This is a genomic window from Pseudomonas sp. GL_135 (genome assembly GCF_057834665.1).
Genome location: NZ_CM174408.1, coordinates 3,845,001 through 3,868,772, shown reverse-complemented (window position 1 = coordinate 3,868,772; position 23,772 = coordinate 3,845,001). Strand labels below are relative to the sequence as shown.

The 23,772-nt window shown below is 60.7% G+C and carries 20 protein-coding genes (1 of these 20 cut by a window edge); 3 read left to right on the top strand and 17 right to left on the bottom strand.

The genetic code is table 11. The annotated features are described in order from the left end of the window. Positions 1–77 precede the first annotated feature (77 nt). Together AC3ISG_RS17245 and AC3ISG_RS17240 are read left to right on the top strand one after the other, a co-directional pair. Entirely contained in the window at positions 78–1,448 is a 1,371-nt protein-coding gene (locus AC3ISG_RS17245; protein WP_122537773.1) for a GntT/GntP/DsdX family permease, read from the top strand. Positions 1,449–1,793: 345 nt separating this feature from the next. Further along, the gene (locus AC3ISG_RS17240; protein ID WP_122537774.1) at positions 1,794–2,069 is read left to right on the top strand and encodes a hypothetical protein; all 276 of its coding nucleotides are present in this window, start codon (positions 1,794–1,796) and stop codon (positions 2,067–2,069) included. Positions 2,070–2,078: 9 nt separating this feature from the next. Here the strand turns inward: AC3ISG_RS17240 and ssuE are convergent, their stop codons facing one another. The 17 genes from ssuE to AC3ISG_RS17155 all read right to left on the bottom strand — a co-directional run bounded on the left by ssuE (position 2,079) and on the right by AC3ISG_RS17155 (position 21,645). Then, complete coding sequence (gene ssuE, locus AC3ISG_RS17235; RefSeq protein WP_489297533.1) at positions 2,079–2,660, bottom strand: NADPH-dependent FMN reductase; 582 nt, start codon at positions 2,658–2,660, stop codon at positions 2,079–2,081. Between the two features lie 358 nt (positions 2,661–3,018). Beyond that, positions 3,019–4,101: a polysaccharide biosynthesis/export family protein gene (locus AC3ISG_RS17230; RefSeq protein WP_122537776.1), complete on the bottom strand. Its 1,083-nt coding sequence runs from the start codon at positions 4,099–4,101 to the stop codon at positions 3,019–3,021. Between the two features lie 166 nt (positions 4,102–4,267). Continuing rightward, a complete protein-coding gene (locus AC3ISG_RS17225) occupies positions 4,268–5,680 on the bottom strand; it encodes an undecaprenyl-phosphate glucose phosphotransferase (protein WP_489297532.1) in 1,413 nt (470 codons plus the stop codon). A 13-nt stretch (positions 5,681–5,693) separates the two neighbouring features. Next, a complete protein-coding gene (locus AC3ISG_RS17220; RefSeq protein WP_122537778.1) occupies positions 5,694–6,917 on the bottom strand; it encodes a glycosyltransferase family 4 protein in 1,224 nt (407 codons plus the stop codon). A 95-nt stretch (positions 6,918–7,012) separates the two neighbouring features. Then, on the bottom strand, positions 7,013–8,053 hold the full coding sequence (locus AC3ISG_RS17215; RefSeq protein WP_489297531.1) for an acyltransferase family protein: 1,041 nt from the start codon (positions 8,051–8,053) through the stop codon (positions 7,013–7,015). Between the two features lie 9 nt (positions 8,054–8,062). Further along, positions 8,063–9,184, bottom strand: a complete 1,122-nt coding sequence (locus AC3ISG_RS17210) for a glycosyltransferase family 4 protein (protein ID WP_122537780.1) — start codon at positions 9,182–9,184, stop codon at positions 8,063–8,065. A gap of 124 nt (positions 9,185–9,308) precedes the next feature. Next, positions 9,309–10,631, bottom strand: a complete 1,323-nt coding sequence (locus tag AC3ISG_RS17205) for a hypothetical protein (protein ID WP_272631150.1) — start codon at positions 10,629–10,631, stop codon at positions 9,309–9,311. A gap of 115 nt (positions 10,632–10,746) precedes the next feature. Then, entirely contained in the window at positions 10,747–12,000 is a 1,254-nt protein-coding gene (locus tag AC3ISG_RS17200) for a glycosyltransferase family 4 protein (RefSeq protein WP_272631152.1), read from the bottom strand. Then, positions 11,997–12,998, bottom strand: a complete 1,002-nt coding sequence (locus AC3ISG_RS17195; RefSeq protein WP_122537783.1) for a glycosyltransferase — start codon at positions 12,996–12,998, stop codon at positions 11,997–11,999. The genes AC3ISG_RS17200 and AC3ISG_RS17195 overlap by 4 nt, the downstream gene beginning before the upstream one ends. 106 nt (positions 12,999–13,104) lie before the next feature. Further along, positions 13,105–13,629, bottom strand: coding sequence for a transcription/translation regulatory transformer protein RfaH (gene rfaH / locus AC3ISG_RS17190; RefSeq protein WP_122537784.1), 525 nt, complete (start codon positions 13,627–13,629; stop codon positions 13,105–13,107). A gap of 5 nt (positions 13,630–13,634) precedes the next feature. Continuing rightward, positions 13,635–14,435: a WbqC family protein gene (locus tag AC3ISG_RS17185; protein WP_122537785.1), complete on the bottom strand. Its 801-nt coding sequence runs from the start codon at positions 14,433–14,435 to the stop codon at positions 13,635–13,637. A gap of 27 nt (positions 14,436–14,462) precedes the next feature. Further along, entirely contained in the window at positions 14,463–16,679 is a 2,217-nt protein-coding gene (locus AC3ISG_RS17180; RefSeq protein ID WP_122537786.1) for a polysaccharide biosynthesis tyrosine autokinase, read from the bottom strand. Further along, positions 16,680–17,132 carry a low molecular weight protein-tyrosine-phosphatase gene (locus AC3ISG_RS17175; RefSeq protein ID WP_122624810.1) on the bottom strand — a complete coding sequence of 151 codons (453 nt, stop codon included), beginning with the start codon at positions 17,130–17,132 and terminating at the stop codon, positions 16,680–16,682. Then, positions 17,122–18,051 carry a glycosyltransferase family 2 protein gene (locus AC3ISG_RS17170; RefSeq protein ID WP_122624811.1) on the bottom strand — a complete coding sequence of 310 codons (930 nt, stop codon included), beginning with the start codon at positions 18,049–18,051 and terminating at the stop codon, positions 17,122–17,124. The genes AC3ISG_RS17175 and AC3ISG_RS17170 overlap by 11 nt, the downstream gene beginning before the upstream one ends. 17 nt (positions 18,052–18,068) lie before the next feature. Then, complete coding sequence (locus tag AC3ISG_RS17165; RefSeq protein WP_122537790.1) at positions 18,069–19,583, bottom strand: oligosaccharide flippase family protein; 1,515 nt, start codon at positions 19,581–19,583, stop codon at positions 18,069–18,071. 53 nt (positions 19,584–19,636) lie between these two features. Next, on the bottom strand, positions 19,637–20,758 hold the full coding sequence (locus AC3ISG_RS17160) for a DegT/DnrJ/EryC1/StrS aminotransferase family protein (RefSeq protein WP_122624813.1): 1,122 nt from the start codon (positions 20,756–20,758) through the stop codon (positions 19,637–19,639). A 101-nt stretch (positions 20,759–20,859) separates the two neighbouring features. After that, positions 20,860–21,645, bottom strand: coding sequence for a hypothetical protein (locus tag AC3ISG_RS17155; protein ID WP_206079348.1), 786 nt, complete (start codon positions 21,643–21,645; stop codon positions 20,860–20,862). A gap of 911 nt (positions 21,646–22,556) precedes the next feature. Here AC3ISG_RS17155 and AC3ISG_RS17150 point away from each other — a divergent pair. Further along, positions 22,557–23,772: the 5' portion of an aminopeptidase P family protein gene (locus tag AC3ISG_RS17150; RefSeq protein WP_489297530.1), read on the top strand. 593 nt of this gene lie beyond the right edge of the window; only the first 1,216 of its 1,809 coding nucleotides appear in the window; its start codon is at positions 22,557–22,559; its stop codon lies beyond the right edge, outside the window.

Sequence of the window (23,772 nt, the reverse complement as noted above, 5' to 3'; positions counted from 1 at the left end):
CCGGTATGGTTCGGCCGGCTGAAACATATTGTTTCAAACCTTCCTGAAATAAAAACCGAACGATAAGGGGTTCCGCGTTGGATCTGTCGTCTGCTGCGTGGGTGTTTCATGACACTCGTCTGATCATCTGCTGCCTGATCGCCATTGCCACCATCATCGTGCTGATCAGCGCTACCAAACTTCCGCCGTTTCTGTCGATTCTGGTGGGCACATTCATCGCAGGGATAGGCGCGGGGTTGCCAGCGGAGGCAGTGGCGAAGGCGTTCAGCAAGGGCGCGGGCGGGATTCTCGGTGAGGCCGGGATCATCATTGCCCTCGGCGCCATGCTCGGCGCGCTGATGGCCGAGTCGGGCGCGGCGGACCGCATCGCGTCGACGCTGCTGGGGCTGGGCAAGGGCAAGGCGCTGCCGTGGGTCATGGCCCTGGTGGCCATGGTCATCGGCCTGCCGCTGTTCTTCGAAGTGGGACTGGTGATGATGGTGCCGATCATCTTCGTCATGGCCCGCCAGTCGAATCAGCCGCTGCTGAAAATCGCTATTCCTGCGCTGGCCGGCATGACCACGCTGCACGCGCTGATGCCGCCGCATCCGGGGCCGTTGATCGCTGTCAGCGCGTTACACGCCGATCTCGGCCTGACCATGTTGCTGGGTTTCTGCGTGGCAGTGCCGGCGGTGATTCTGGCCGGTCCGCTGTACGGCAATTGGCTGTCGAAGCGCATGCACATTGAGGAACCGGCGGAGCTGGGCGAGCTGTTCTCGGCCAAACCCAGTGCCACGCGCCAGCCGAGTTTCGGCATCTCGTTGCTGATCATTCTGCTGCCGGTGATCCTGATGCTCGGCAGCACCCTGGCGAAAATCGCCATGGAGCCGGAAAGCAACATCGCGCTGACCCTGAAATTCCTCGGTGAACCGCTGGTGGCGCTGGGCATTGCGGTGCTGGCGGCGACGGTGTGTCTGGGCTGGGCCAACGGTATTTCCCGCGAGCACGTGGGCGGCACGCTGCGTAAAAGCCTGGCGCCGATTGCCGTGCTGCTGTTGACCATTGGCGCGGGCGGCGGCTTGAAGCAAACGCTGCTGGACGCCGGTGTCAGCCAGACCATCAGTAAGGTGGCCGAAGGCGCGCATATGCCGTATCTGCTGCTGGCCTGGTTGATTGCGGTCGCGCTGCGGCAGGCAACCGGCTCGGCCACCGTTGCGACCACCACCACGGCGGGCATTCTGGCGCCGATGATGGCCGGGCTGGCGCCGGTTGAAGCGTCACTGGTGGCGCTGGTGATCGGCGCAGGCTCGGTGTTCTTCTGCCACGTCAACGACGCCGGGTTCTGGATGGTTCGCGAATACTTCGGCCTGCAACTGAAGCAGACCATCTGGGTGTGGTCGGTGCTGCAGACCATCGTGTCAGTGGTGGGGCTGATCGGCACGTCGCTGTTGTGGCACTTTCTGGTCTGACGATCTTCCGGTCTCACGCAGATCCATGTGGGGGATCCCCGTCGTGCGAACACCGTAGATGTGGGAGTGAGCTTGCTCACGAAGACGGCATTTCAGCCGCAGAAGAGGTAGCGGATGTACTGGCCTCTTCGCGAGCAAGCTCGCTCCCACAGGATCTGCATCGTCAAATACATCTTCGGTGTGATCATGATCAGAGCCTGCGGGTTCTATGCAGGCAGATGCACCGGGGCAACCCCGCATACGCGCCCAACCCGATAGCCACTATCAAGACGACTGATTTCTGCTGGAAAGGCCCGGCGCGTAGCCTTGGCTTCATTCCAGAAACGAGCCGAATGGAGGCTCCCAATGAACCGTCTTCTTGCCCTCTCCCTGTTACTCTCCGCCTCCGTTCTCGCCGGTTGTGCCGCTGGCAATCATCCCGAACTGCGCCCCTACAGCGCAGAGGAAACCCACCAGTTGGCCCTCGAAGACCTCAACCGTCGCGGCTTGTCCTACGACGAATTTCAGGCCCGCAAAGCCCAACTGATGGAACAGCCACAGCTGCAACGCGCCCACGAGTTCGATAACCGTGGCGAAGTGAACGCCGAAGTCAGCCTCCCTTCGAAAGCTCGTCAGGGTTAAGTCGAAGGCTTACAACGCCAGCTTCAAATGCCCGCCCGCTTCTTTGTGACGCGCCTGGGTACGGTGTTGCAGGCCCAGTAAGAAGTGATCCAGCCCGTCATGCAGACGCTGGGTCAGCAGTTCATCCAACTCACCGCCCAACGCGTTTTCGCCGTAGCTGATCTGGCTGTCGATGGCGAACACCCCATGCAGCACTTCCTGGCATTTCAGCGCGGACAGCACCGGTTTCAGTGCGTAGTCCACCGCCAGCATGTGGGCAATGCTCCCGCCCGTGGCGATCGGCAAGACCACTTTGCCGTGCAGTGAACGCTCCGGCAGCAGGTCGAGCAACGTCTTCAGCGCTCCCGAAAACGACGCCTTGTACACCGGCGTGCCGATCAGCAAGCCGTCGGCCTTCGCCACCGCTTCGATGAAAGCCACGACCTGCGGGCTGTCGAACCTGGCGTACAGCAGATCCTCGGCAGCAAAATCCTGAATGCGCGCACCGTTCACGTCCACGCCACGGTCCTTGAGCCAGTGCGCGGCATGTTGCAGCACCACGCCCGAGCGCGATCGGGTGGACGGGCTGCCTGAAATCGAGACTACTAACATGGGTTGTTTCCTTAGGGTCAGTCACCCGAGGTGCAAGGCACCGAGCAGGCCGCGTTCAACGCGAAAGTAATGGGCGTGAAGACCCTTTGCCAGGACTGAAGCAGCATGCGTGCCAGCGCTCTCGATCAGCCGTTGCACCTGTAGATCCAGCGATCAGCTTAAGCTGTAATCCCGCCAGATACCCCAGACTGTTGATCCAGGCGCACGCAGTTGTTGATCCGCTGTTGGCTCAGCAACACTTGCCGCTGCTAAATTCAACCCAAAAAAAATCCCCGCAGTCGGACCACTGCGGGGATTTCTCTGTTGCTCTGCTGTCAGCTTGAAGCTTCACACTTGCCGCTTGAAGCTGCCTGCCCTATCAATTCCTGAACATCGCACCGGTCTGGATGATGTTGTTCGAACCCAGCAACTGGCTCACGTAACGGCTCCAGCGGGTGATGTTGGCCGGGCCGACAAACACCACGTCCTGGGCCGCCAGCTCGAAGCCTTTCGCCAGCGCATAACTGGTCGGCTTCTTCGCCGCCAGGTGAAACACCGTCGCACCGTGGGTGGCATCCTGTGCACGAATCACATACACCGCGTCGCCATCTGCCGCATCGGGGCTCAGGCCGCCGGAGGTGCCGAGGGCTTCCAGCAACGTCACGCTGGTGGTGCTGAACGAGATCACCTGTGGGCGCTGAACTTCGCCCAGTACGTAGATTTTGTTCTTCGAATTGCTGTTGAGGTGCAGGTAATCGCCGTCCTTCAGGAAGATCTTGCTGATCTGCGAATCCTTGCGGTTCAGCGAGTCAACGTCGATCACGTAATCCTTGCCGTCGCGACGCAGGGTCAGACCGGCAAGGTTGGCGTCGGTCGAATCAAGACCGGCCTGGCTGATGGCCTGAACCAGGCTCAGCGGAATGTTGGTGATCGGTTGCGGGCCCGCCGATTTGAAGGCACCCGAGAGCAGAACGCGCTGGCTGTTATATCGCAGCACTTTGACGTCGACTTTCACTTCGGTGTATTGCGGCGCCAGACCCATGCGCAGTTGGTCGCGGATCTGCGAAACGGTCTTGCCGGCGGCCTGGATACGGCCCACGTACGGGAAGAACACGGTGCCGTCATTCAGCACTTCGCGGCTGTTGGCGTCCAGTTGTTCCTGGGAGCCCGGCGCGGTCAGTTCAGGATGTTCGAACACGGTCACCAGCAAGGCGTCGCCGGGGCCGACGACGTATTCTGGCGTCTTGTAGCTCAGCAATTCCGGGGGCAGCGGTTTGGCCGCTGCGTCCGCGGTTTTCTGCTGCTGCGCAAGCGTGGCGGGGGTGATGTTGATCAGCGTGACCTCGGGACCGTCGGGGTCTTTGTCGGTGACATCGCTGTAAGACATGTACTGACCGGGGGCGAATGCGCAGCCTTGCAACACCAGACTGGAAAGCAGCACGACCGCTAACGTTACTTTCATATGAATGTTCCTTCTAATCCTAATAGGTGCGTACTGGCACCGCAGTGATTTCTTTGCATCCCTTACCTACACCGAACATCGGATCACATTCGCTCATGCACCCGTGCACCTCCCGGCGAGCTTACTAGCCCTTGGCCATGTTTGTTGTAATTGGCAGATTTTCTTTTTAAAAGGCGTTCTTGTTGACGAAGCCTTTGAAGAGCGTCAGCAGGATGATTTTCAGGTCCAGCCAGACCGACCAGTGCTCGATGTACTGCAGGTCGAATTCAACGCGTTTCTGCATCTTGTCCAGCGTGTCCGTTTCGCCACGCCAGCCGTTGATCTGTGCCCAGCCGGTGATGCCCGGCTTGACCTTGTGCCGCAGCATGTAGCCCGACACCTGCTTGCGGTATTGCTCGTTGTGCGCCACGGCATGGGGGCGCGGGCCGACGACGGACATATCGCCGAGCAGCACATTGAAGAACTGCGGCAGCTCGTCCAGCGAAGTGCGACGCAGGAAAGCGCCCAGCGGCGTGATGCGGCTGTCGTTGCGCGTGGCCTGGGTCACCACGGCGCCGTTTTCCTGCACGCTCATGCTGCGGAATTTCCAGACCATGATCGGCCGACCGTCCAGGCCATAACGGCGTTGACGGAACAGCACAGGGCCTGGCGAGGTGAGCTTGATCGCCAGAGCGATCAGCATCAGCGGCAGGGCGATCATCGTCAGAATGAGGCTCGACAGCACGATGTCTTCCAGACGCTTGACCACGCTCCAGGCGCCATCCATGGGCGAATCGAAAATGCTGATGCTCGGCAAACCATTGATGCTCTCGCTGCGGGCGTGCAGCAACTCGAACATGAACACGTCGGGGATCACGTAGACCGACGCGGTGGTGTCGCTCAAGCCTTTGATCAACTCCTGCAGGCGCGCTTGCGCGCCCAGTTCGAGGGTGATGTACACCTTGTCGATCTTGCCGTCGCGGGCGTCCTGGATCAGTTGATCCAGATCGCCCAGCACCGAAATGCGTCGGCCGATGCGCGCCAGGTCGATCTGCTGCGGCGCTTCGTCATAGAAACCCAGCAGGTTCAGGCCCATCCACGGCGCGCGTTCGATGGACATTGCCAGGCGTTCGCCGCAATGGCCGGTGCCGACGATCGCCACGCGGCGGGTGTTGAAACCCTGGGCGCGCAAGGTGTGCAGCACGCTGCGGATCGCCAGGCGATAGCCACACAACGCCACCAGCACGACGGCAAACCAGGCCATCTGGCTGTTGTCCGCCAGATCGTCGGGCTGCAACAGCAGGTAGTCGACGAACAACAGCAGCACAAAGGCCAGGCCCCAGTAATTGGCGACCTTCAGCAGCTCGCGCGCAATGCGCTCGCCACGCCACGAGCCGTACAACTGGTGGTATTCGGCCAGCCAGTGAAAGGCCACCGCCGCCAGCAGAATCTGCATCCAGGCTTCGCTGCTCATCGGTATACCGGTGAGCAGGTTGACGCCGTAACCGCCAACCGCGATGACCGCCAGATCGAGCAACCGGTGAGCAACGGACAGCGACGATGAATGGGCATGCAGAATGCCCCTTAATGGAGTGCGCATAGGCTGGGCTCGCTCAGACGGATTTGATCGGAACAACGCGGGCGGAAAGGTCGTTGCTGACCAGTGTCGGCGCGATCTGGACCGGCCGGATGTGCGCAGGCTGGCGGCTTTGACGAGCTGCACTCAGGCGGGTTTCGACGAACTGGCGCATTTCCAGTTCGAAGCGGGCCTCGCTGAAGCGTTCGGCGTTGGTCCGGCAGGCTTGTGCGGTGATGCGTGAACCGTTGATCTCGAACGTCTCGATGGCGGCCATCAGCGACGCCACGCTTTGCTCCGGGTAGAGCACCCCGGTCGGCTGCGGATGATCCAGCCCGCAGACCGTTTCCACCACGCCACCCTTGGCGAACGCGATGACCGGCGTGCCGCAGGCCTGGGCCTCCACCGGGCTGATGCCGAAATCTTCTTCGGCGGCAAACACGAACGCCTTGGCGTTGCTCATGTGTTCCTGCAAGACCGCAAACGGCTGATAACCCAGCAGCGTGACGTTCGGCGCGTTGGCCGCAGCGGCCTTGGCCTTTTCCATTTCCGGGCCGTCGCCGATCACCACCAGACGCTTGCCCGGCATGGCCGCAAAGGCTTCGATGATCATCGGCATGCGCTTGTACGGCACCATGCGCGAGGCGGTGAAGTAGTAATCCTGCTTCTCTTCCTGCAGGGCGAAACCGCGGGTGTCCACCGGCGGGTAGATCACCGTGGATTCACGGCGGTAGGCCTTGGTGATGCGCGCGCCAATGAAGTGCGAGTTGGCGATGAAGTCATCGACGCCTGCGGCGGTGCGCTGATCCCACATGCGCATGTAGTGCAGGATCATCCGCGCCACTTTGCCTTTCAGGCCTGTGCTCAGGTTCGCCTCTTTGAGGTACTGATGCTGCAGGTCCCAGGCGTAGCGGATCGGCGAGTGTACGTAGCTGACGTGCAACTGGTCCGGGCCGCACAGGACGCCTTTGGCCACCGCGTGGCTGCTGCTGATGATCAGGTCGTAACCGGACAGGTCCAGTTGCTCGATGGCCATCGGCATCAGCGGCAGGTAGCGCTGGTATTTGGTTTTGGCCTTGGGCAGGCGCTGGATGAACGTGGTCTTCGCGACCTTGCCGCCCAATTGGGCGCGGTCCTGGTCGCTGAGGAAATCGATGACGGAGAACAGGTCCGCCTCGGGCCAGATTTTGATCAGCGATGCCAAAACCCTTTCGGCACCAGCGTACGTCACCAACCAGTCGTGGACGATTGCAATCTTCATTGAAATTCTCTGCATTAACGGCTGAGGGACGCCCGGTACGTCGAGTCAGGCTCGCGAGGGCCATCCCATGCCTATCCATGTGCGCAGGCGCTAAATCAGACGCTGACAGGCTGCGTCTCGGCGTTGCGGTTATTAAGGCGTTTTCCGAGCTGTATGAAAGGGTGTTCGATGTAGCGGAAGCACAAATGGGCAGCGCCCAGGGTCAGCACTGTTGCGACCAGCGCCACCAGCAGGCCCGGTGCATCGGTGCCGCGCAGCAGGAATTCGCTGAGCATGCCCATCGACGGGTGCAGCAGGTACAGCGAGTAACTCACTGCGCCCAGCCAGACCAGCGCCGGGTGGTTCAGACGCACACTGCGGGTCAGCAGCACGAAGCTGACAATGGCCACGGCGTAGGTGAAGCAGTAACGGCCCCAGGTTTCGCCGGTGCCCATGTCCTTGCTGTAAGCCATGATCAGCGTCGGCGGTAACAGCACGGCGAAGGCCACGAACAGCATTTTCAGGTTCCGCGTCAGCGCCGGGCTGTGTTCCGCCAGCAACCACTGGCGCCACACGGAGCCAAAGAACATCAGCGACAACGCGAGCGGAAGGGCCACCGGCAACTTGTGTTCAGTCAGCGCGCGGGCCACGCTCATCGCCAATGCTGCAAGCAGAAACACCAGCGAACAGCGCGCCCGGAACGCCAGGTCATACAACTTGCCGGCGATGAACAACGCCAGGCACAGGCCGTAGAACACCAGTTCGATAAACAGCGTCCAGTACAGGCCGACGACGTCGTCGAAGCCCAGTGCCGCCTGCACCATGGTCAGGTTCGCGACGATCTGCGGCCAGGACGGCAACGGCGCGCCGCTCAAATGAAGCATCAGCACAAACAGCACCAGTGACAGCCAGTAGGCCGGGTACAGGCGCATGAAGCGTGAGATCAGAAAACGCCGGGCGCCATCGGGGACCGGCTTCAGGCTGTAGGGAATTACTACGCCGCTGATCATGAAGAACCACAACACCCCCAACTTGCCGGGGTCGATCAGGTAATCCAGCGCCCAGACGTGACCGATGACCGGTGCATACAAATGGGTGAAAACCACCATCAAGGCGGCGATGCCGCGCAATGCGTCGAGATAGGCAAGGCGTTTCATGGCAATGCCTCAGAGCTTGCTGGAAGATTCGCGACCCAGGGCATCGCTGCCCTGGCTGCTGCGCCGGTCTCTGGCCGGACTCAGCAGCGCGTCGATGCGTTGGGAAACCTGGCGTGCCGACTCTTCCCAGGAAAACCGCGCCACGTTGTTCAGTCCGCGTCGGCGCAGCGACTGGCGCAGCGGCATGTCCGTCAGGATGCGTTCCATGGCGGCGGCCATGTGTTCAATGTCCAGCGGGTCGAAATACAGCGCGCTGGCCTGAAGCACTTCAGGGATCGACGCCGCGTTGGCCGCCAGCACCGGGCAACCACAGGCCTGTGCTTCCAGGGGCGGAATGCCGAAGCCTTCGTACAGCGACGGAAACACAAACGCCGTGGCGCCCTGGTACTGGCTGATCAGTTCGTCATCGCTCAGGCGACCCAGAAAGCGGATGCGCGGGTCACGACTGGCCAGGCGTTGCAGGTTGTCGTCGCTGAAGATTCCGCTGGCGCCCCCGACGATGCGCAATTGCAGATCATCGTGGCCGCGCAGCAGCAGGAACGCCTGAATCATCCGGCTGAAATTCTTGTGGGCGCTGGGCGAAGACACCGCCAACAGGTAATCCTGTTGCTCTTTCAGGGGCGGCCCCGGTTGAAACGCACCGCTCACGGCATTGGGCACCACGAAGATTTTCTTCTCCGGGAATTTGTAGAACTGCGAGATCTCGCCCTTGGAGAAGGCGCTCACCGTCAGCAGCGACTTGATCCGCGACAGCATGATCGGTGTCATGGTCCGGTATAGCAGCCGGAAGGTGCGCGTGTAGCTTTCCGGGTGACGCACATAGGTGACGTCGTGGTGGGTCGCGATCTGATTGCCGTACAACAGCGGCGCGGTGCTGCACAGCGAAATCAGCAGCGGGTTGCCCTGACGGCGCAGGTACAGCGGCAGGTCCAGTTGCTCCCACAGGTGGCCGCTGTGACTGCCGATGCATTGCACGTCGAGGGCTTTGGCGCTCTCGTGCATCTGAATGCCGTGGGGGGCCACAAACACCACGTCGTCGCGCAGTTGCTTGAGGGCCAGGCAGATCTGTTCGGCGAAGCGTTGAACGCCACGCAATTCCTGGGTCAGGAAACGTGCATTGATCACAATCATTGTGGTCGACCTGTAGAAGAGATAAAGGGGTCGTGCGCAGGCGCCTTCAGCGCGCTCAGTCAAGAGCCGTCAGCGCCCTGAATGAAGGGGCGCTCGAAAGGCGGGCCAAAAAAAAAGGCAGAATTCAGGGCAAGGCAAACAGTGCCGGGCGTGTGCCCAGGCTTATTATTTTCGGGAAGTCATCAATCGGCACTTGCGCCGAGCAACGCCCGTCGTTGCAGTTCCAGGGGATACCGCTATCGACCTGCCCCCGTTGTGGCTGGCGGGTGTCGATGTATTGCACGTTGCCGCGCAGCACACTGCTGGCGTCGACCTTGATCGATCGCGGCAGCCCGGCGGTCCAGGCGACCATGATCTGCTCTGACCCCTTGGCGAATCGCAGCAGGTATTGCGAGTCGATTTCTCGACTCTTTTCAGCGTCGTAGCGGAACTGATGCAGCGTCGGGCTGATGGCCTTCAGCGTCAGGTACGCCTGCTTGATGCTCAGGTCCTGATTGAGCAGGCCGAAGTTCTGCTCCGGGTCAGTGCCGTCGGGACCGTCGTTCAGCAGGCCGTTCCACCACATGCCCTTGACGTTGGGCATCGTCTGCGCAAGGAAGAAACTGCGCGCCAGGAACGCTGCCTGGGTCTTCTCGTCACCGCCGCAACGCCCGTCATTGCTGGGCCAGCCCATCTCGGTGAGGTACAGCGGCACCGGGCCTTTGTTGCGGTTCCTGTCCGTCAGGTCCTCGCTGATTCGTCGCAGCCAGGCAATCCAGTTTTCCGGGGTGTTGCGCTCATCCGAACGGCAATACACATACGGATGAAGCGACAACCCGTCGACATGGTTCAACAGCCCCGATTCCACCAGCCGGTCGGCGAACCCCAGGTCCATGCCCTGACTGGTCACGGCGCCGGCCAGAATCACCATCGGCCGCTGGTTGGCGCGAATGCGCTTGGCCGTTTGCTCGATGAGGAGGCTGTAGTCCCTGGCGAACGCCGGGTCGACCGGGTTTTCCTTGTCCCACTCATTCCAGATTTCGTAGAAGTCCACGCTGTCGGTGAGCTGGCGGGTGACAAAGCTGGCGTAGTTGCCGTAAGCATCGCGCACCGAAGGTTTTCGCGGTTTGGCGTAGTTCTCGTAAAACGGGTTGCCGTAGCCCAGCACCAACAGCGGTCGCAAGCGGTTTTCCTGGGCGGCGCTCAGGAATGACTGCCACGAAGGCTCGATCTTCAACGACCCTCTTCGGGGCTCGGCGCTGGACCAATAGGCATCGTCGCGCACCGAGTCGACACCCGCCGCTTTCAGCAGCTGCAATGCGCGGACGGAGGTGCCGGGTTTGTTCATCAAGTGCGTGTCCACGCCGATGATGAACGCTTCGTCCGCCCGCGTGATGCAGCTGATCAACAAACCCAGCAACAGGACCGCCGAGGGTCGTCGTAACCGGGGCAGGTAAGGGATAAACATGGCTTGTCTCAATGAAGAGGCACGGTCCGGAGCGCTTGCTCAGGTAGGTCGCGGGCCGTCGGCGGTAATGTCGGCATGACGCAGGTGCATGCCGGTGTGCTCAAACGAATGTGGCTCAAACCGGGTAGGGCAGTGAGTGCCGGTTGCCTTGGGCGACATCGTCCAGCAGCGTCTGGTCGAAAATACTTTGGTAACTGTCGAGCATCAGCTCCAGGTTCAGTAACGACGCCACGCTGACCCGCGCCTCTCCGCTCAGACGCGCCAGTAATTCCGGGTTCTGGTGCAACTGCAACATCGCCTGGCCCAGTGAGTCGGGATCCTGCGGGTCGCACAGCAAACCGTTGAGCGGGTCCTGAATGATTTCAGGCAGACCGCCCATGCGGCTGGCAATCACCGGCACCGAGTGGGCGCAGGCTTCGACGGCAACCATGCCGAACGGCTCATTCCACAGCGAAGGCACCACGGCGACGTCGATCTGACGGTAGAACGTTTCAGGCGTCTGATAACCGACGAAGCTGATCTTCGACGAATTCGCCAGGGCCTTGAACGTGGCTTCGTCATCCGTCTGGCCACGCCCTGCGATCTGCAGCGTGGCGTCGAAGGGCAGTCGCTGAAATTGCTCGATCAGCCAGGCCACGCCTTTCTGGTGGGACAGCGTGCCCATGTAGCCGAAGCGCAACGGCGCTTTTTTCACTGCGAGATCCGTTTGCCGCCGCTGATGGGGCGAGGCGGTCGGCGGGGTGAACGGGCTGGCGTTATGCACGACGTACGGGCTGGCGTTGCTGAAATATCCGCGCAGCTGCAGCTTTTCAAGAATGAAGCGACTGACCCCGACCACCGCCGCGACTTGTGCCGACCGAACATCGTGGCCCTTGCGAAAGGTCTGGCAACTGCCGCATTGCTGTTGGCAGCATTGGCCGCGTTTGAACATGTTGCTGCTCGGGCACATCAGGTACATGTCATGCAGCACCTGAACGATCGGCAGCTTTGCAGCGGTGATCTCGTCCCAGACCGACACCGACCAGCCGGCCAGGTTGTGGCAGACCACCAGTTGCGGCTGCTCGTTGCCGATGACCTTTTTAACGTAGCTGCGCATCGCGCCGTTGTAGCGGTCGCGCAGATGCCAGCCTAGGCGCGCCAGACGGCCAGGCCGCTGCGCACCGAAATGCCAGTAAAAGTTACGCAGGCCGGCGCGGTAGACCTTGACGCCGTTCACCGCCTCAACGCTCAAACCTGCGTCGGGACCGGTCACCAGCACGCTGACTTCACAGCCCCGCTGCTGCAGGCCTTCGACGGTACGCTGAAGAATGATTTCCGCGCCGCCTCCAATGTGAGGGGCATACAGGCTGCTGATGAACAGTATTTTCATAATGGATACGACTGATTCAGACCCAGTACCCCGGACTCACCGTCACGGATGGCTTTTTCGATCAGGCCCAGGCGCTCCTCGGCACCGCGTCGCTTGGCGATCAGCCGCAGCAGGCGGAAGAACACCCAGCGGTTGAGGCCGTACAGCAGCGACGAATTGGCCCAGATGTTTTTGTCGAACCAGGCCTGGTTGCGCGCGCCGTAGTAGGCGCGCAAGTCCGAGCCGCCCAGCAGGAAGCTCTCGTAGATGTTGTTGGTGCGCGCTTTGATGTTCCACGAGCTTTCCAGGTCATCGAGCAAGGCATCCGGCACCAGGAAGATCCGGCCGCCACCGGCGGTGATGCGAAAGGTGTATTCGCTGTCGTCGGCATAGAGCATCAACGCATCCAGCGGCAGGCCGATGCGGCGATACAGGTTGCGATGGGCGAGCAGGCCGCCGTAAGTAGCGAACGGCAATTGCACCAGCGGCAGTTTGCGGTGGGGGCTTTGCGGCGCGCCCCACGGCAGGCGACGCCAGACCTTGTACGGCAGCTGCGCGATGTGAAAACCGAAAAAGCTCGAACGGCGCTGGATGGCGAAGCGATTCGGCACGCCGGCGGCGATATCCGCCTGATGGGTCGGACGAAAGCCCAGTACGGCGGCCTTGTCTTCGCCGTCGACGCGTTTACGTTCTTCGAGCACCTGATGCAGCGTGGCAATGGCGTTGATGGTCGGCGCGTTGTCGTCGTCCATCAGCCAGATGTGCTCGGCCCCGGCGTCCAGCGCGGCCTGAATCCCCACCGAATAGCCCCGCGCCGAACCGGTGTTCTCGTGCATGTAGATCACGCTGACCTGGTTCGGCCAGTTGCGGCGCAGGGTGTCCAGCGGCGCGGTGGACGCGTTGCTGACAATGATCACGCGGTCGATCAGCGGGCTCTCCAACGAACGGCTGACCAGCGTGTGCAGGTAGTTGAAACGATCACCATAGGTGAGCGTCACCAGTGTGGTTTTCTGGGTCATGGCGAGTTCCGGGCGAAGGGGGGTCAAGAGGCTGAAAGCATCAGCCCCGTGGGAATCAGGATGTGTGGGTCAGAATGTGTGGATCAGTACGGACAACGCTAACGGCTCACGCCTGCGCTTGCATCCGCGACAGGCTGCTGACCGGCAGGGTGACCTTTTGCTCGCGTTGCAGCAGGTTGAGCAGAATCACCGCACGTTCATCACCGTCGGCGGCGAGGAAGATCGCTTCGACGTCGTTAAAACCCTCGGCCGTGACCCGCACTGTTTCACCTTCTTGAAAGGCGACCCTGGGCGGCGGCGCCAACAGACGCTGGCGAATCTGCTCGATCAACGCATCCTGCACCGGAACCGGCATGCCGCCGAACGTAACGATGCGCGCCACGCCCCGGGTCGAGCGGATCGGGTACCAGTTGTCGCTGGCCTGGTCCATGTGGATGAACAGGTAACCGGGAAACAGCTCTTCTTCGGCTGGCGCCCGTGAGCCGCGTTTTTTCTCACCGTGCTTGACCGGGCGGTAGCACTCGAACTGCTGACGTTGCAGGTGCTCTGCCGCACGCGCTTCCTGGCGGGGTTTGGTCTGGATGAGGTACCAGCGCGCCGAGCCACCGGAGCTATTGACGACTTCAGACATACACTTCACTCCACTGCGATCCGGTGCGACCCGGTCAGGACAACGTCAGGTTTTTGCGCCACCCCGTGCATCATGACGGGCCTTGCGCAGGGTGGATTTTTGTCCAGCCCGTATTCGGTCAACAGTTGCTGCACCTGCTCGACGCAGTTGAACATCAGCACATCAATAATCGACAGGTTGGCGACGAAAGGTTGCCCGAACTGCCGATACGCCACCGGGTTCATCCGGAAAAACCGCACCAGCAAACCGTTGCGGGCAAAGTGATCACGGTCGTAGAGCACCGAGCCGCCTTCCGGGGTAATGAACGTGGTGGCTTCAAACGTGTGAGCGATGCGGATAATGCGCTCTTGCTTGTCCGCAGCGCTACCTAATATCAGGTCCGAGCTGCGCAGGATCGGCGTCACGATGTGGAGATAAGCACACATTTCACGGATGGCGTGTTCGGCATACAGCGCGATGTTCTGCTGGGGGAAACGGATCAACCGTTCCAGCAGCGGCATGACCTGAGCGAAGTAGGGCGCCTCTCGGTAGTTCTCGGCGAGCAGATCGATCAGCCGTGGCGCTTCATCGCTGAAATGCTCACACAGTTGGCGCTGATTGATCTGCAGCTGAAAGCGGTCTTTCTTCAACGGGAAGCTGATCAGCCTGGCCGCGCCGTTGTGCAGGATGCGATTGCGATTGACCCAGCCGGACCGCACATACTGCAGATCATCTCCCAGGACGAAGACGTCTGCAGCAGCGATGAGCTGAAAGTAGCCCAGGTACGGGAACAGATAGGGCTGCATCACTGCAAGGGTCCTGGCCATGTGTTTCTCCTTGGCGTGCGTGTCGATTTACTTGCGGACCGTGGTGTAGTCGTAACCGTAGGCGGCGCAGTCGTAGTCGGCGGTCGACGCCTTGCGCAGGACGCCGTTGAAGATCGCACCCTTGATCAGAATGCCGTTGTGCATCAGGCGGCGTTTGCACGCTTCGATTTCCTTGGCGGTGCTCAGGCCGAAGCGGGTCACCAGCAGGCAGGTGCCGGACTGACGGCCGACCAGCGTGGCATCGGTCACGGCCAGAATCGGCGGGGTGTCGATGATCACCAGGTCATACAGCGGCGACAGCTCGCTGATCATTTTGTTGAAGTTGTCGTGCATCAACAGTTCGGACGGGTTCGGCGCCGCGTAACCGCAGGAGATGAAATCCAGGTTCCGCACTTCGGTGTGGTTGATGACTTCCTTGCTGCCCAGACGCGCAGCGAGGGTGTCCGACAAACCATGCTTGGGCGTCAGATTGAACATCTTGTGCAGGTAGCCTTTGCGCATGTCGGCGTCGATCAGCAACACGCGTTTGCCGGTCTGCGCAATGATCACCGCCAGGTTGCTGGAGACGAACGACTTGCCCACGCCCGGCGTCGGGCTGGAAATCATCAGCACGTTGTTGCGGGCTTCGAGCATGGCGAAGTGCAGGCTGGTGCGCAGGCTGCGCAACGCTTCGATTGCCAGTTCCGTCGGCGCGCTGACACTCAGCAGGCGTGGCTCCTTGCTTGTCGAACGGCTCTGAGCGGCCTTTTCCATGCGTTCCTGCAGTCGCGAATACGGCAGCGACGCGTACACCGGCATGCCGAGGTTTTCGATGACTTCCGGGTTGTCCACGCCGCGGTAGAACGCCTGGCGCACGAACACGGTGGCAACGGCCAGCAGCAAACCGATCAGGGCGGCGACCAGCACGATGATTTTGCGCATCGGCTTGACCGGCTCTTCGACGTTGGCGTCGGCGTTGTCGATGATACGGACGTTGCCGATGCTGCCGGCGCGCAGAATGTCCTGCTCCTGGCTCTTATCCAGCAACAGGGTGTAGGTCTGCGAGGTGACCTGCATGTCACGGTTCAGGCGCAGCAGCTCTTGTTGCGTGGCCGGCAGGGCTTCGATCTTCTTCAGCAGCGCAGTTTTCTGTGCTTCAACCTGGCCGATCTGAGTCATCAGGGCGCGGTAGGTCGGATGCTCCGGCGTGTACAGACGCTCGACGTCGACGCGCTTCATTTTTAGGTCCGACAGGGTGCCTTCCAGCTTGACCACCTGATCCAGAACCGATTTGGTCTCAACGCTCAGGTCAACCGACTTGGCGCCCATCTGGAAGTTGTTCAGCGCGATTTCCGACTGTTCCAGCTGCTTGCGCACGGCAGGCAGTTGCGAACGCAGGAATTCCAGACGCTGGGCGGCTTCGGCCGAACTGCGCTCGACATTCTGGCGCACATACAGGCGACTGACTTCGTTGAGGATGCGCTTGGCCAGTGCCGGGTCGGGGTCTTGAATCGACAGGTAGACGATCCCGGAGTCCTTGCCCGCTTCCATGATTTTCAGACGGTCCTGATAATCCAGCGCGGCGGTCAGGGTGCGTTGACGCACCACGGTGAACTCGGTGCCCGGACGGGCGTTGAGCGCAGCCACCTGGATTTTGATGCCGCTGCCTTCGACGGTCTGACCGACAGGGCCGCTGAGCAGCTTGTTGCGGTCTTCGTCATACAGGGTGAAGGTGCCCGGTTTGCCCGCCACCATGGTCATCTTTTCGCCCAGCAGTGCGTCCGGCACGTCCAGCTGAAAGACGTCGATTTTTTCGCCGCCCCAGGCGTAGCTGTTCAGGCCGAACATCGGATCGGCCAGCGCGCCTTCACGCTCGGGCTTGAACCGACGCGCCATGTAGCTGCCCAGGCCCGGGATGTATTTGGGCTTCTGCACGATGTACAGCTTGAGGTCATCAACGACCTTGCCCAGCACCGCGCGGGATTTGATCAGCTCGATTTCGGTGGTCGCCTGGGAAACCGACAGCGGTTTGCTGGAGACTTCGGTGCGGCCCTCGATGCCGACTTTGCGCGGCTCGATCTGAATCATCGCGTTGGCCTGGAAGATCGGCGTGGCGAGAATGGCGTAGGTGGCGCCGAGCAGGACGCAGATGCCGACAATCGACGCAATCAATCCTTTGTGATCGAAAAGTGTGCGCAAGATAGTCGCCAGATCGATCCGGGAGTCCTGGACCTCGTCCAGAGAAGTACGGTTCATAGCGGTCATTTATCTTGGATCTCCTGACTGAAGATAAGGAAGCCAGTCGTCGACGCAACGCGAAAGCTGCTCGTAGGTCTGTTCAAAGGCTAGTTTCGGGCGCCGGTAGGGGTCGGCGATTTCCAGCGCTTGTTGCCATTTGCCAATCAGAAACGTCTTGCCGCGTACCTCGGGGGCCAGCTTGAGGACGCTCTGGGTCTGACGATGCTCCATGACCAGAATCAGCTCTGCTTCGTGGAGCATCTGCCGATCGATCTGACGGCTTCGATGTTTGTGGGCGGGAACGCCATTGACCAGCAGCACGGCCTGAGCCAGCGGGTCAATGGTGGAACTGAGCATGGCGTGGGTCCCGGCCGACGAGATCTGGACGCGTGCGTTCGGCACCCGTTGTCGGAACATGGCTTCGGCCATGGGGCTGCGACAGATATTGCCGACGCAGACCACCAGTACGTTACTGAACATGACCTTTGCTGAGGCTCGTCATCAGTCTCTTGCTGATGTTGGTGCTGAAGTTCTGCCCGACTGCCAGGAGCGTCTGCATCTTGCGTTTCGGGGTAATCGCCGACAGCGAATACTCGACCAGCTCCATCAGGAAGTGCTCATACAGCTCCTGATTGCCGAGCCGGTTGTAGTAGTTGGCCAGGGCGCCGGAGGTCTGCAGCGCCATGTGCAGCTTGCGTTTGTTGGAGCGCATGGAAAACACGCCCCCCGGGTGCAGCCGGTACATCGCTGGCTTGACCTCACCCATGAATTTGCCCTTGCCGTAGGCACCGAGCAGCGACCACCAGACCAGATCGTTGAGTGGCGCGGCGCGCAGTTCGGGTGGCAACGAATCGAAGACGTTGCGGAACACCGTGGTCAACGTCGAGATCGGCCGCGCCTTCTGCAGCTCCAGCGCCGTGGCATCCCCGCGCAGCTTGCCTTGCAGCTGGATAGGGTACTGGCCGCTGATGTCGAAGGGGATCGCGTCGTGGTAGGTCAGCACGTAATCCGGGTTGTTTTCGAGGAAGTCCACCTGGATCTGCAGCTTGCGCGGGTCAGTCCAGTAATCGTCGCCTTCGCAGTAAGCGATGTAGCGGCCACGCGCTTCGCCGAACAGGCGCGGCACCGGCGGGTTGTTCTGCGAGTACTGATTGGTCTCGTGATAGAAGGGCCGGATCAGCGTCGGGAAGCGCTTGGCGTAATCGGCAATGATGCGGGCAGTACCATCCGTGGAGGCATCGTCGTTCACCAGGATTTCGAAGGCGAACGTGGTTTGCTGCATCAGGAAGCCTTCCAGCGTCTGGGCGACGTAGGCTTCCTGGTTGTAGGCTGGACAGACGATGCTGACCAAGGGCGCGGCGGACGGCGAGGTGCTCGTCTTATTGCTATTAGCATCCATGGCTTGGGTACTCGGAGTTAAACACTGGGTTTGCTGAACAGAACGGAAATCTTCATGACCAGCGGCTTGTAGCTGGCGGCCACAATCAGCAGCGTGAGCAGGCCGCTGACGGCCAGACCCAGGAAGATGCTGATGCGGTTTTCATTGGCGATCAGGCGTAGCAAGGGCTCGGTGATCGCAAGGCCCACGCCGGTCATCACGCTGATGCGGATGATGTCGCGCAGCCATTGGCTGTGAATGCCCGGGGCCAGGCGCTGGTGGACGATGACCGGCCAGACGGCGAAGGACACGACGCGCAACACGAACCAGGCGATCGCCGCGCCGTAAGCGCCATAACCACGAATCGCCAGAAACATCACCGGCACCGTGATCAGCGCCGAAACGATGCTGTACCAGACATGCAGGTGCATGCGCCCGTAGGCATATTGCAGATAGAACTGGAAAGCGCTGACGGCCATGATGGCGCTGCCCAGCGAGTACCACGGCAGAATCGTTCGGCTCCAGTCGGCAGCAGGGCGATCCCCCGACCAGGCAAAGACCATTTCGTCGGCGTGCAGCGCGATCAGCGCCGCGAGCGGGAACAGGAACGTGCACACAAACCGGTTCGCCGCCAGATAAAGCTGATGCATGTCGTCCCGGCGTCCTTCGGCCATCAACACGGTGAGGCGCGGCAGCAGCGTCTGCGCCAGCGGGTTGGAGAGCATCATGATCCCGGTGGTGATCAGCGCCACCAGTGAGAAGTAACCATATTCATTGAGCGGCAGTAGCTCTGAGAGCAGCACCTTGTCGATCTGGGTCAGCACGATCCACAGCACCGCGGTGCCGGACATGCTCGCCGCGAACGGGATGATCGGCTTGACCAGATCCCAGTCAAAACCGGTCAGCGGCGATGGCGTCGGCATCTGCTGATAGGCACGGGCCGCGAAGATCACAGCTTCGATCAGGCCCACCAGCGCCTGGAATTCGAAGAAGTGCACCGGGTCGTTGGAAATCGTGCTCACCAGCAGCAGGCCACCGAAGTAGCGCAGCGTGGCGATGATCACGTTGGCAATGTTCAGCCATGCATGCTGTTCAAGGCCTTGAATCCCGCTTTTATAGAGCGTTGAAAACAAGCGCAGGGCGATAACGATGCCCATCAGCCCGATGCACTGCACCAGCGTCTCGGTCGACAATTGCTGAGCATTGAGCCAGTGCACGGCGATCCATTCGCTGCCGGCGTACATCGCCACGCAGCAGAACCCCGCCAGCGGCAGGAAAATGATTTCGAACGAGCGCAGCAGGCGACCTGTGTAGCGATCCAGTCCTTCACTGCCTTGTCGATGCGCCACCGCCCTGACCAGACTTGGCGACAACCCCGCATCCAGCAATTGCAGCCAGGCCTGCAGCACCGAGAAGAACCCGATCAGCCCGTACGCCTCGGCCCCCATGTGGCCGAGATAGAACGGCATGATCAGGATCCCCACGAGCAGCGTGTAGGCCTGGCCTGCATAGCTCAACGCAGTGTTGCGTATGACTGAGCGCTTGGTTTGCATCGAAAGTCCTTCCGGCGAAACAGGTGAATGGCGCAGTGGCTGGCCCGGCGGTGTTACATGACCTGCGCGAGGGACGGCACGCGGTAGGGCGAGTGGGCGCCGCTGGTTTCGGCGATCACCGTGCTGATCACGCGGTCCTGATCGTCGCGCAGCAGGCCCGGGTAAATCGGCAGACACAGCACGCGCTCGCTCAATGAACGTGAAGCGGTTTGTGCCGCTTGCGGCTGCAAGTATTCAAGGGTGTCCAGCGAGGGATAGAAGTAGCGGCGCGGGTTGATCCCGTTGGTGTTCAGCGCTGAACGCAAACGCAGCAGTTGCTGTTCGTCGCTCAGGGCAATCGGGTAATAGCTGTGATTGAGCTGGCTGTTGTTTTCCGGCCGCTGCAGGTCGACGTAATCGCCCAGGCGAGTGGTGTAGCGGTCAGCGATTTCGGCGCGTTCCTGAAGAATGTTCTCGATGTCGTCGAGAATGCACAGGCCCATCGCGGCGGAGAATTCGTTGAGCTTGGCGTTGATGCCGATGCCTTCGATCTTGTCGACGTCAGCGATGCCGAAGTTGCACAGCAGGTGAACCCGGCGCGCTGTTTCGTCATCGTTGGTGATGATTGCGCCGCCTTCGATGGTGTGAAACAGCTTGGTGGCGTGGAAGCTCAGGGTGCTGATGTCGCCCCAGTTGAGCACCGACTGGCCAGCGTGGCGCACGGCGAAGGCATGGGCGCCGTCGTACACGACTTTCAGATTGCGCCGACGGGCGATCTCTTCGATGCGCTCGACAGCGCACGGATTGCCGAACACGTGGGTGCCGACAATGGCGGTGGTGTCGGAGACGATGCGGCTTTCGATGTGGTCGGGCGAGATGTTCCAGGTCTGGGCGTCGATGTCAGCGAAGATCGGTCGAATGCCTTCCCACTGCAGCGAACTGCTGGTCGCGACGAAGCTGAACGGCGTGGTCACTGCGCTGCCGCTCAGACCCAGCGCGCGATAAGCGACTTGCAGGGCGAGGGTGCCGTTGTTGGTGAGGATGACGTGTTTGACGCCCAGATATTCTTTCAGGCGTTGTTCGAGCTCGCACACCAGCGGCCCGTGATTGGTCAGCCAGCCGCGCGCATAAATGCCCTCGACGTAGCCTTTGAACTTGTCGATATCGCCCAGGTAAGTCTTGGTGACGTTGATCATCGAATTCTCCATTTCAGATGCAAAGCTTTTAAAAGGCTTTTGGGCAGTGATGCGATGGCGCCGGTCTGACGCCGGGCCGTCAACGCCAGGTTCAAGGGGAATCAGTTGGGGGTGGATGCCGGCGGCGGGTTGCCTGCCTTGTTGCTCATCCGCTGCGCGCGGCCTTGATTGATTTTCAGGATCAACCGGGTGGCCAGGCTGCCGGTATGGGGGTCACCGAAGTGGAAGAGCGCGGTGGCGCGCTTTACGTCCGGCCGGCAGGCCTGATTGGCGTGCAGGCTGCGATAACCCCAGAAGAAATAAACGCTGCCCGGCTCCAGGCGCAGGACATATGGCTTGAGCCAATTGCGCTGCATGCCTTTGATGATCCAGCCGCGGGTGATCTTGTTCTGCAGCAGGGCTTTCTCGATCACGTTGAACAACACCCATGAGCGCACCCGACGGATGTTGGGAAACAACATCAGATCGCCGCGTCCTTCGCCTTCGCTGGGGATAAACACGGGGATCAGCGCGGTCACCAGGCTGGCGTCGTAATGGAAGCTGTTGGATTCGCGCTTGCCCTGATTGCCCTGCACGCAGCGCAGGACCGGGAAGATGCGGTCACTGGCAGCGTCGCGACGGGCAGCATGCTTATAGAGGCGACCCAGCAGCGCCTTGAAACGCGGGTCAGACCAGTAGCTCGCCAGCAGGCTTTCGCTCAGTGCAGCTTCGCCGTGGTAGGCAAAGTATTCGCCCCGGTGTTTCTGCGCCTGCTCGTCAGTCCAGGCCTGTAACTGCTGCAGGTCCGAGTCCGGAACGGCCGCGTTCAGTTTTGCAAAGCCGTTGGTATCGATTTCGTCAGCCAGTCGCTGAACCAGCTGCTCATCCATGTCGAAAGATAAAGGCATTGCATCAGGCCCTCGGAGAGAGTGAGGAGTGCAGGGCAGGGGTAGATTGCGCTTCAGGCACGCTACCGCCCGAATCTGCAGATCCTGCCGTTGTACTAATTAGGCGTGCATTCAAACGGCGGCCTTATTCAGCACTCGCTGACTAAAACGTTGGGCAAAGCTACCGCCCCACCGAGCACATTCAGTAATTCGAAAAAACCTTTCTTTGAACCAAAAACTGCCCACCGGCGCTGATTTCACACCGTTTGAATCGTCAACTTTATTGGCAGTCGCAGGGTAATTAAGTCGGAATGCTCTCGGCGCACAGCTCTAGGGCCGCACTGCAAAAACGGGAAAACATTGGACGTGCCTATATATCGACGGAGGCGGCGTTTCTGTCAAATTATTTCGCCATCATTCTGTTAGATTTTTGATAAACGGGCCGACAGCATCTCTAAGTAGTTGATTTTATTGGTAGTCAATAAAACATCACTGCGCTGTCGTGGTGCGCGCCGCTTTTTAGGCGCTCCTGAAAACCACCTATCTGGCCGTCAAAAATAACCGGGAAGACGTTTTTCCAACGTCAGAACTTGGGCGCGGGTGGGGTTAACGGTTTTATGGCGCTCGATGATTGAATCCCGTCATACAAACGTAATTGTGTGGTTGAGTAACTAATCCACTGAGCGGTAAGTGTGTAATTAAGCGATCACAGCGGTGTTGCAGTTTTATAGATGGAACTGTGTTCGGTTATATATAAATCGACGCGGGTGAAGTGGTTGATATGACGAAGCTTTCATCAGTGCGCCAGGAGGTGGATCCTACGCGCCATTACTGCGCCCGACGGTGGAGGCGGCGCTGCGGTTGCTCAGCTTTGATCGCTGCTCCATTATCCGGGTCTGCGATGCAAACAATTCGGGTCACCAGGAGATTCAATGAATACGCAGTCGAAAACCACTGGAGTGGCGATGCAACGCCTTGCGCAGGCGCGCGCCCTGATGAGCCGTGAAGGCATCGACGCTTGGCTGGTGCCGTCGGCCGACCCTCATCTCTCTGAATATCTGCCGGGTTACTGGCAAGGGCGGCAGTGGCTGTCCGGCTTCTACGGCTCCGTCGGCACCCTGATCATCACCCAGGACTTCGCCGGTCTGTGGGCGGACAGCCGTTACTGGGAGCAAGCGAGCAAAGAGTTGGCCGGCAGCGGGATTGACCTGGTCAAGCTGCAGCCCGGCCAGCCCGGTCCACTTGAATGGCTGACCGAGCAGGCAAAGGCTGATTCCGTCGTCGCGGTGGATGGTGCGGTGTTGGCCGTGGCGTCGTCGCGTACGCTGGCTGCCAATTTGTACGAAAAAGGTGCGCGGCTTCGCACCGACCTCGACCCTTTAACGGAGCTGTGGAACGACCGGCCTGCGTTGCCGGCCCAGGCTGTCTATGAGCACGCGGCGCCCCACGCTACCGAAACCCGCACCGACAAACTCACTCGACTGCGTACAGTGATGGCCGAGCGCGGGGCGGACTGGCATTTCCTCGCCACTCTGGACGACATCGCCTGGCTGTTTAACCTGCGTGGCGCCGATGTCTCCTACAACCCGGTGTTCATCTCCTTCGCCCTGATCGGCCCGAACAGCATCAATCTGTTTGTCGCATCGGAGAAAGTCGATGCCGCGCTGCGCAGCACGCTGGAGCAAGAAGGCATCACTCTGCATGAATACACGCGCATCGGCACTGCGTTGCGCAACGTGCCCAAGGATGCCCGATTGCTGGTGGATCCGGCGCGGGTCACCTGTGGCCTGCTGGATTACCTGGACAGCGAAGTCACCCTGGTCGAAGGTTTGAACCCGACCACGCTGTTCAAGTCGCAGAAGAGCGCTGCCGACACCCGGCATATCCGCCAGGCGATGGAGCAGGACGGCGCGGCGCTGTGCGAGTTCTTCGCCTGGCTGGATTCAGCGCTGGGTAACGAGCCCGTCAGCGAACTGACCATCGACGAGAAGCTCAGCGCGGCGCGTGCCCGTCGTCCGGGCTACGTGTCCCAGAGTTTCGCCACCATTGCCGGCTTCAACGGTAACGGGGCGATGCCTCACTACCGCGCCACCGAAGAAGAGCACGCGCAAATCGAAGGTGACGGCTTGCTGTTGATCGACTCCGGCG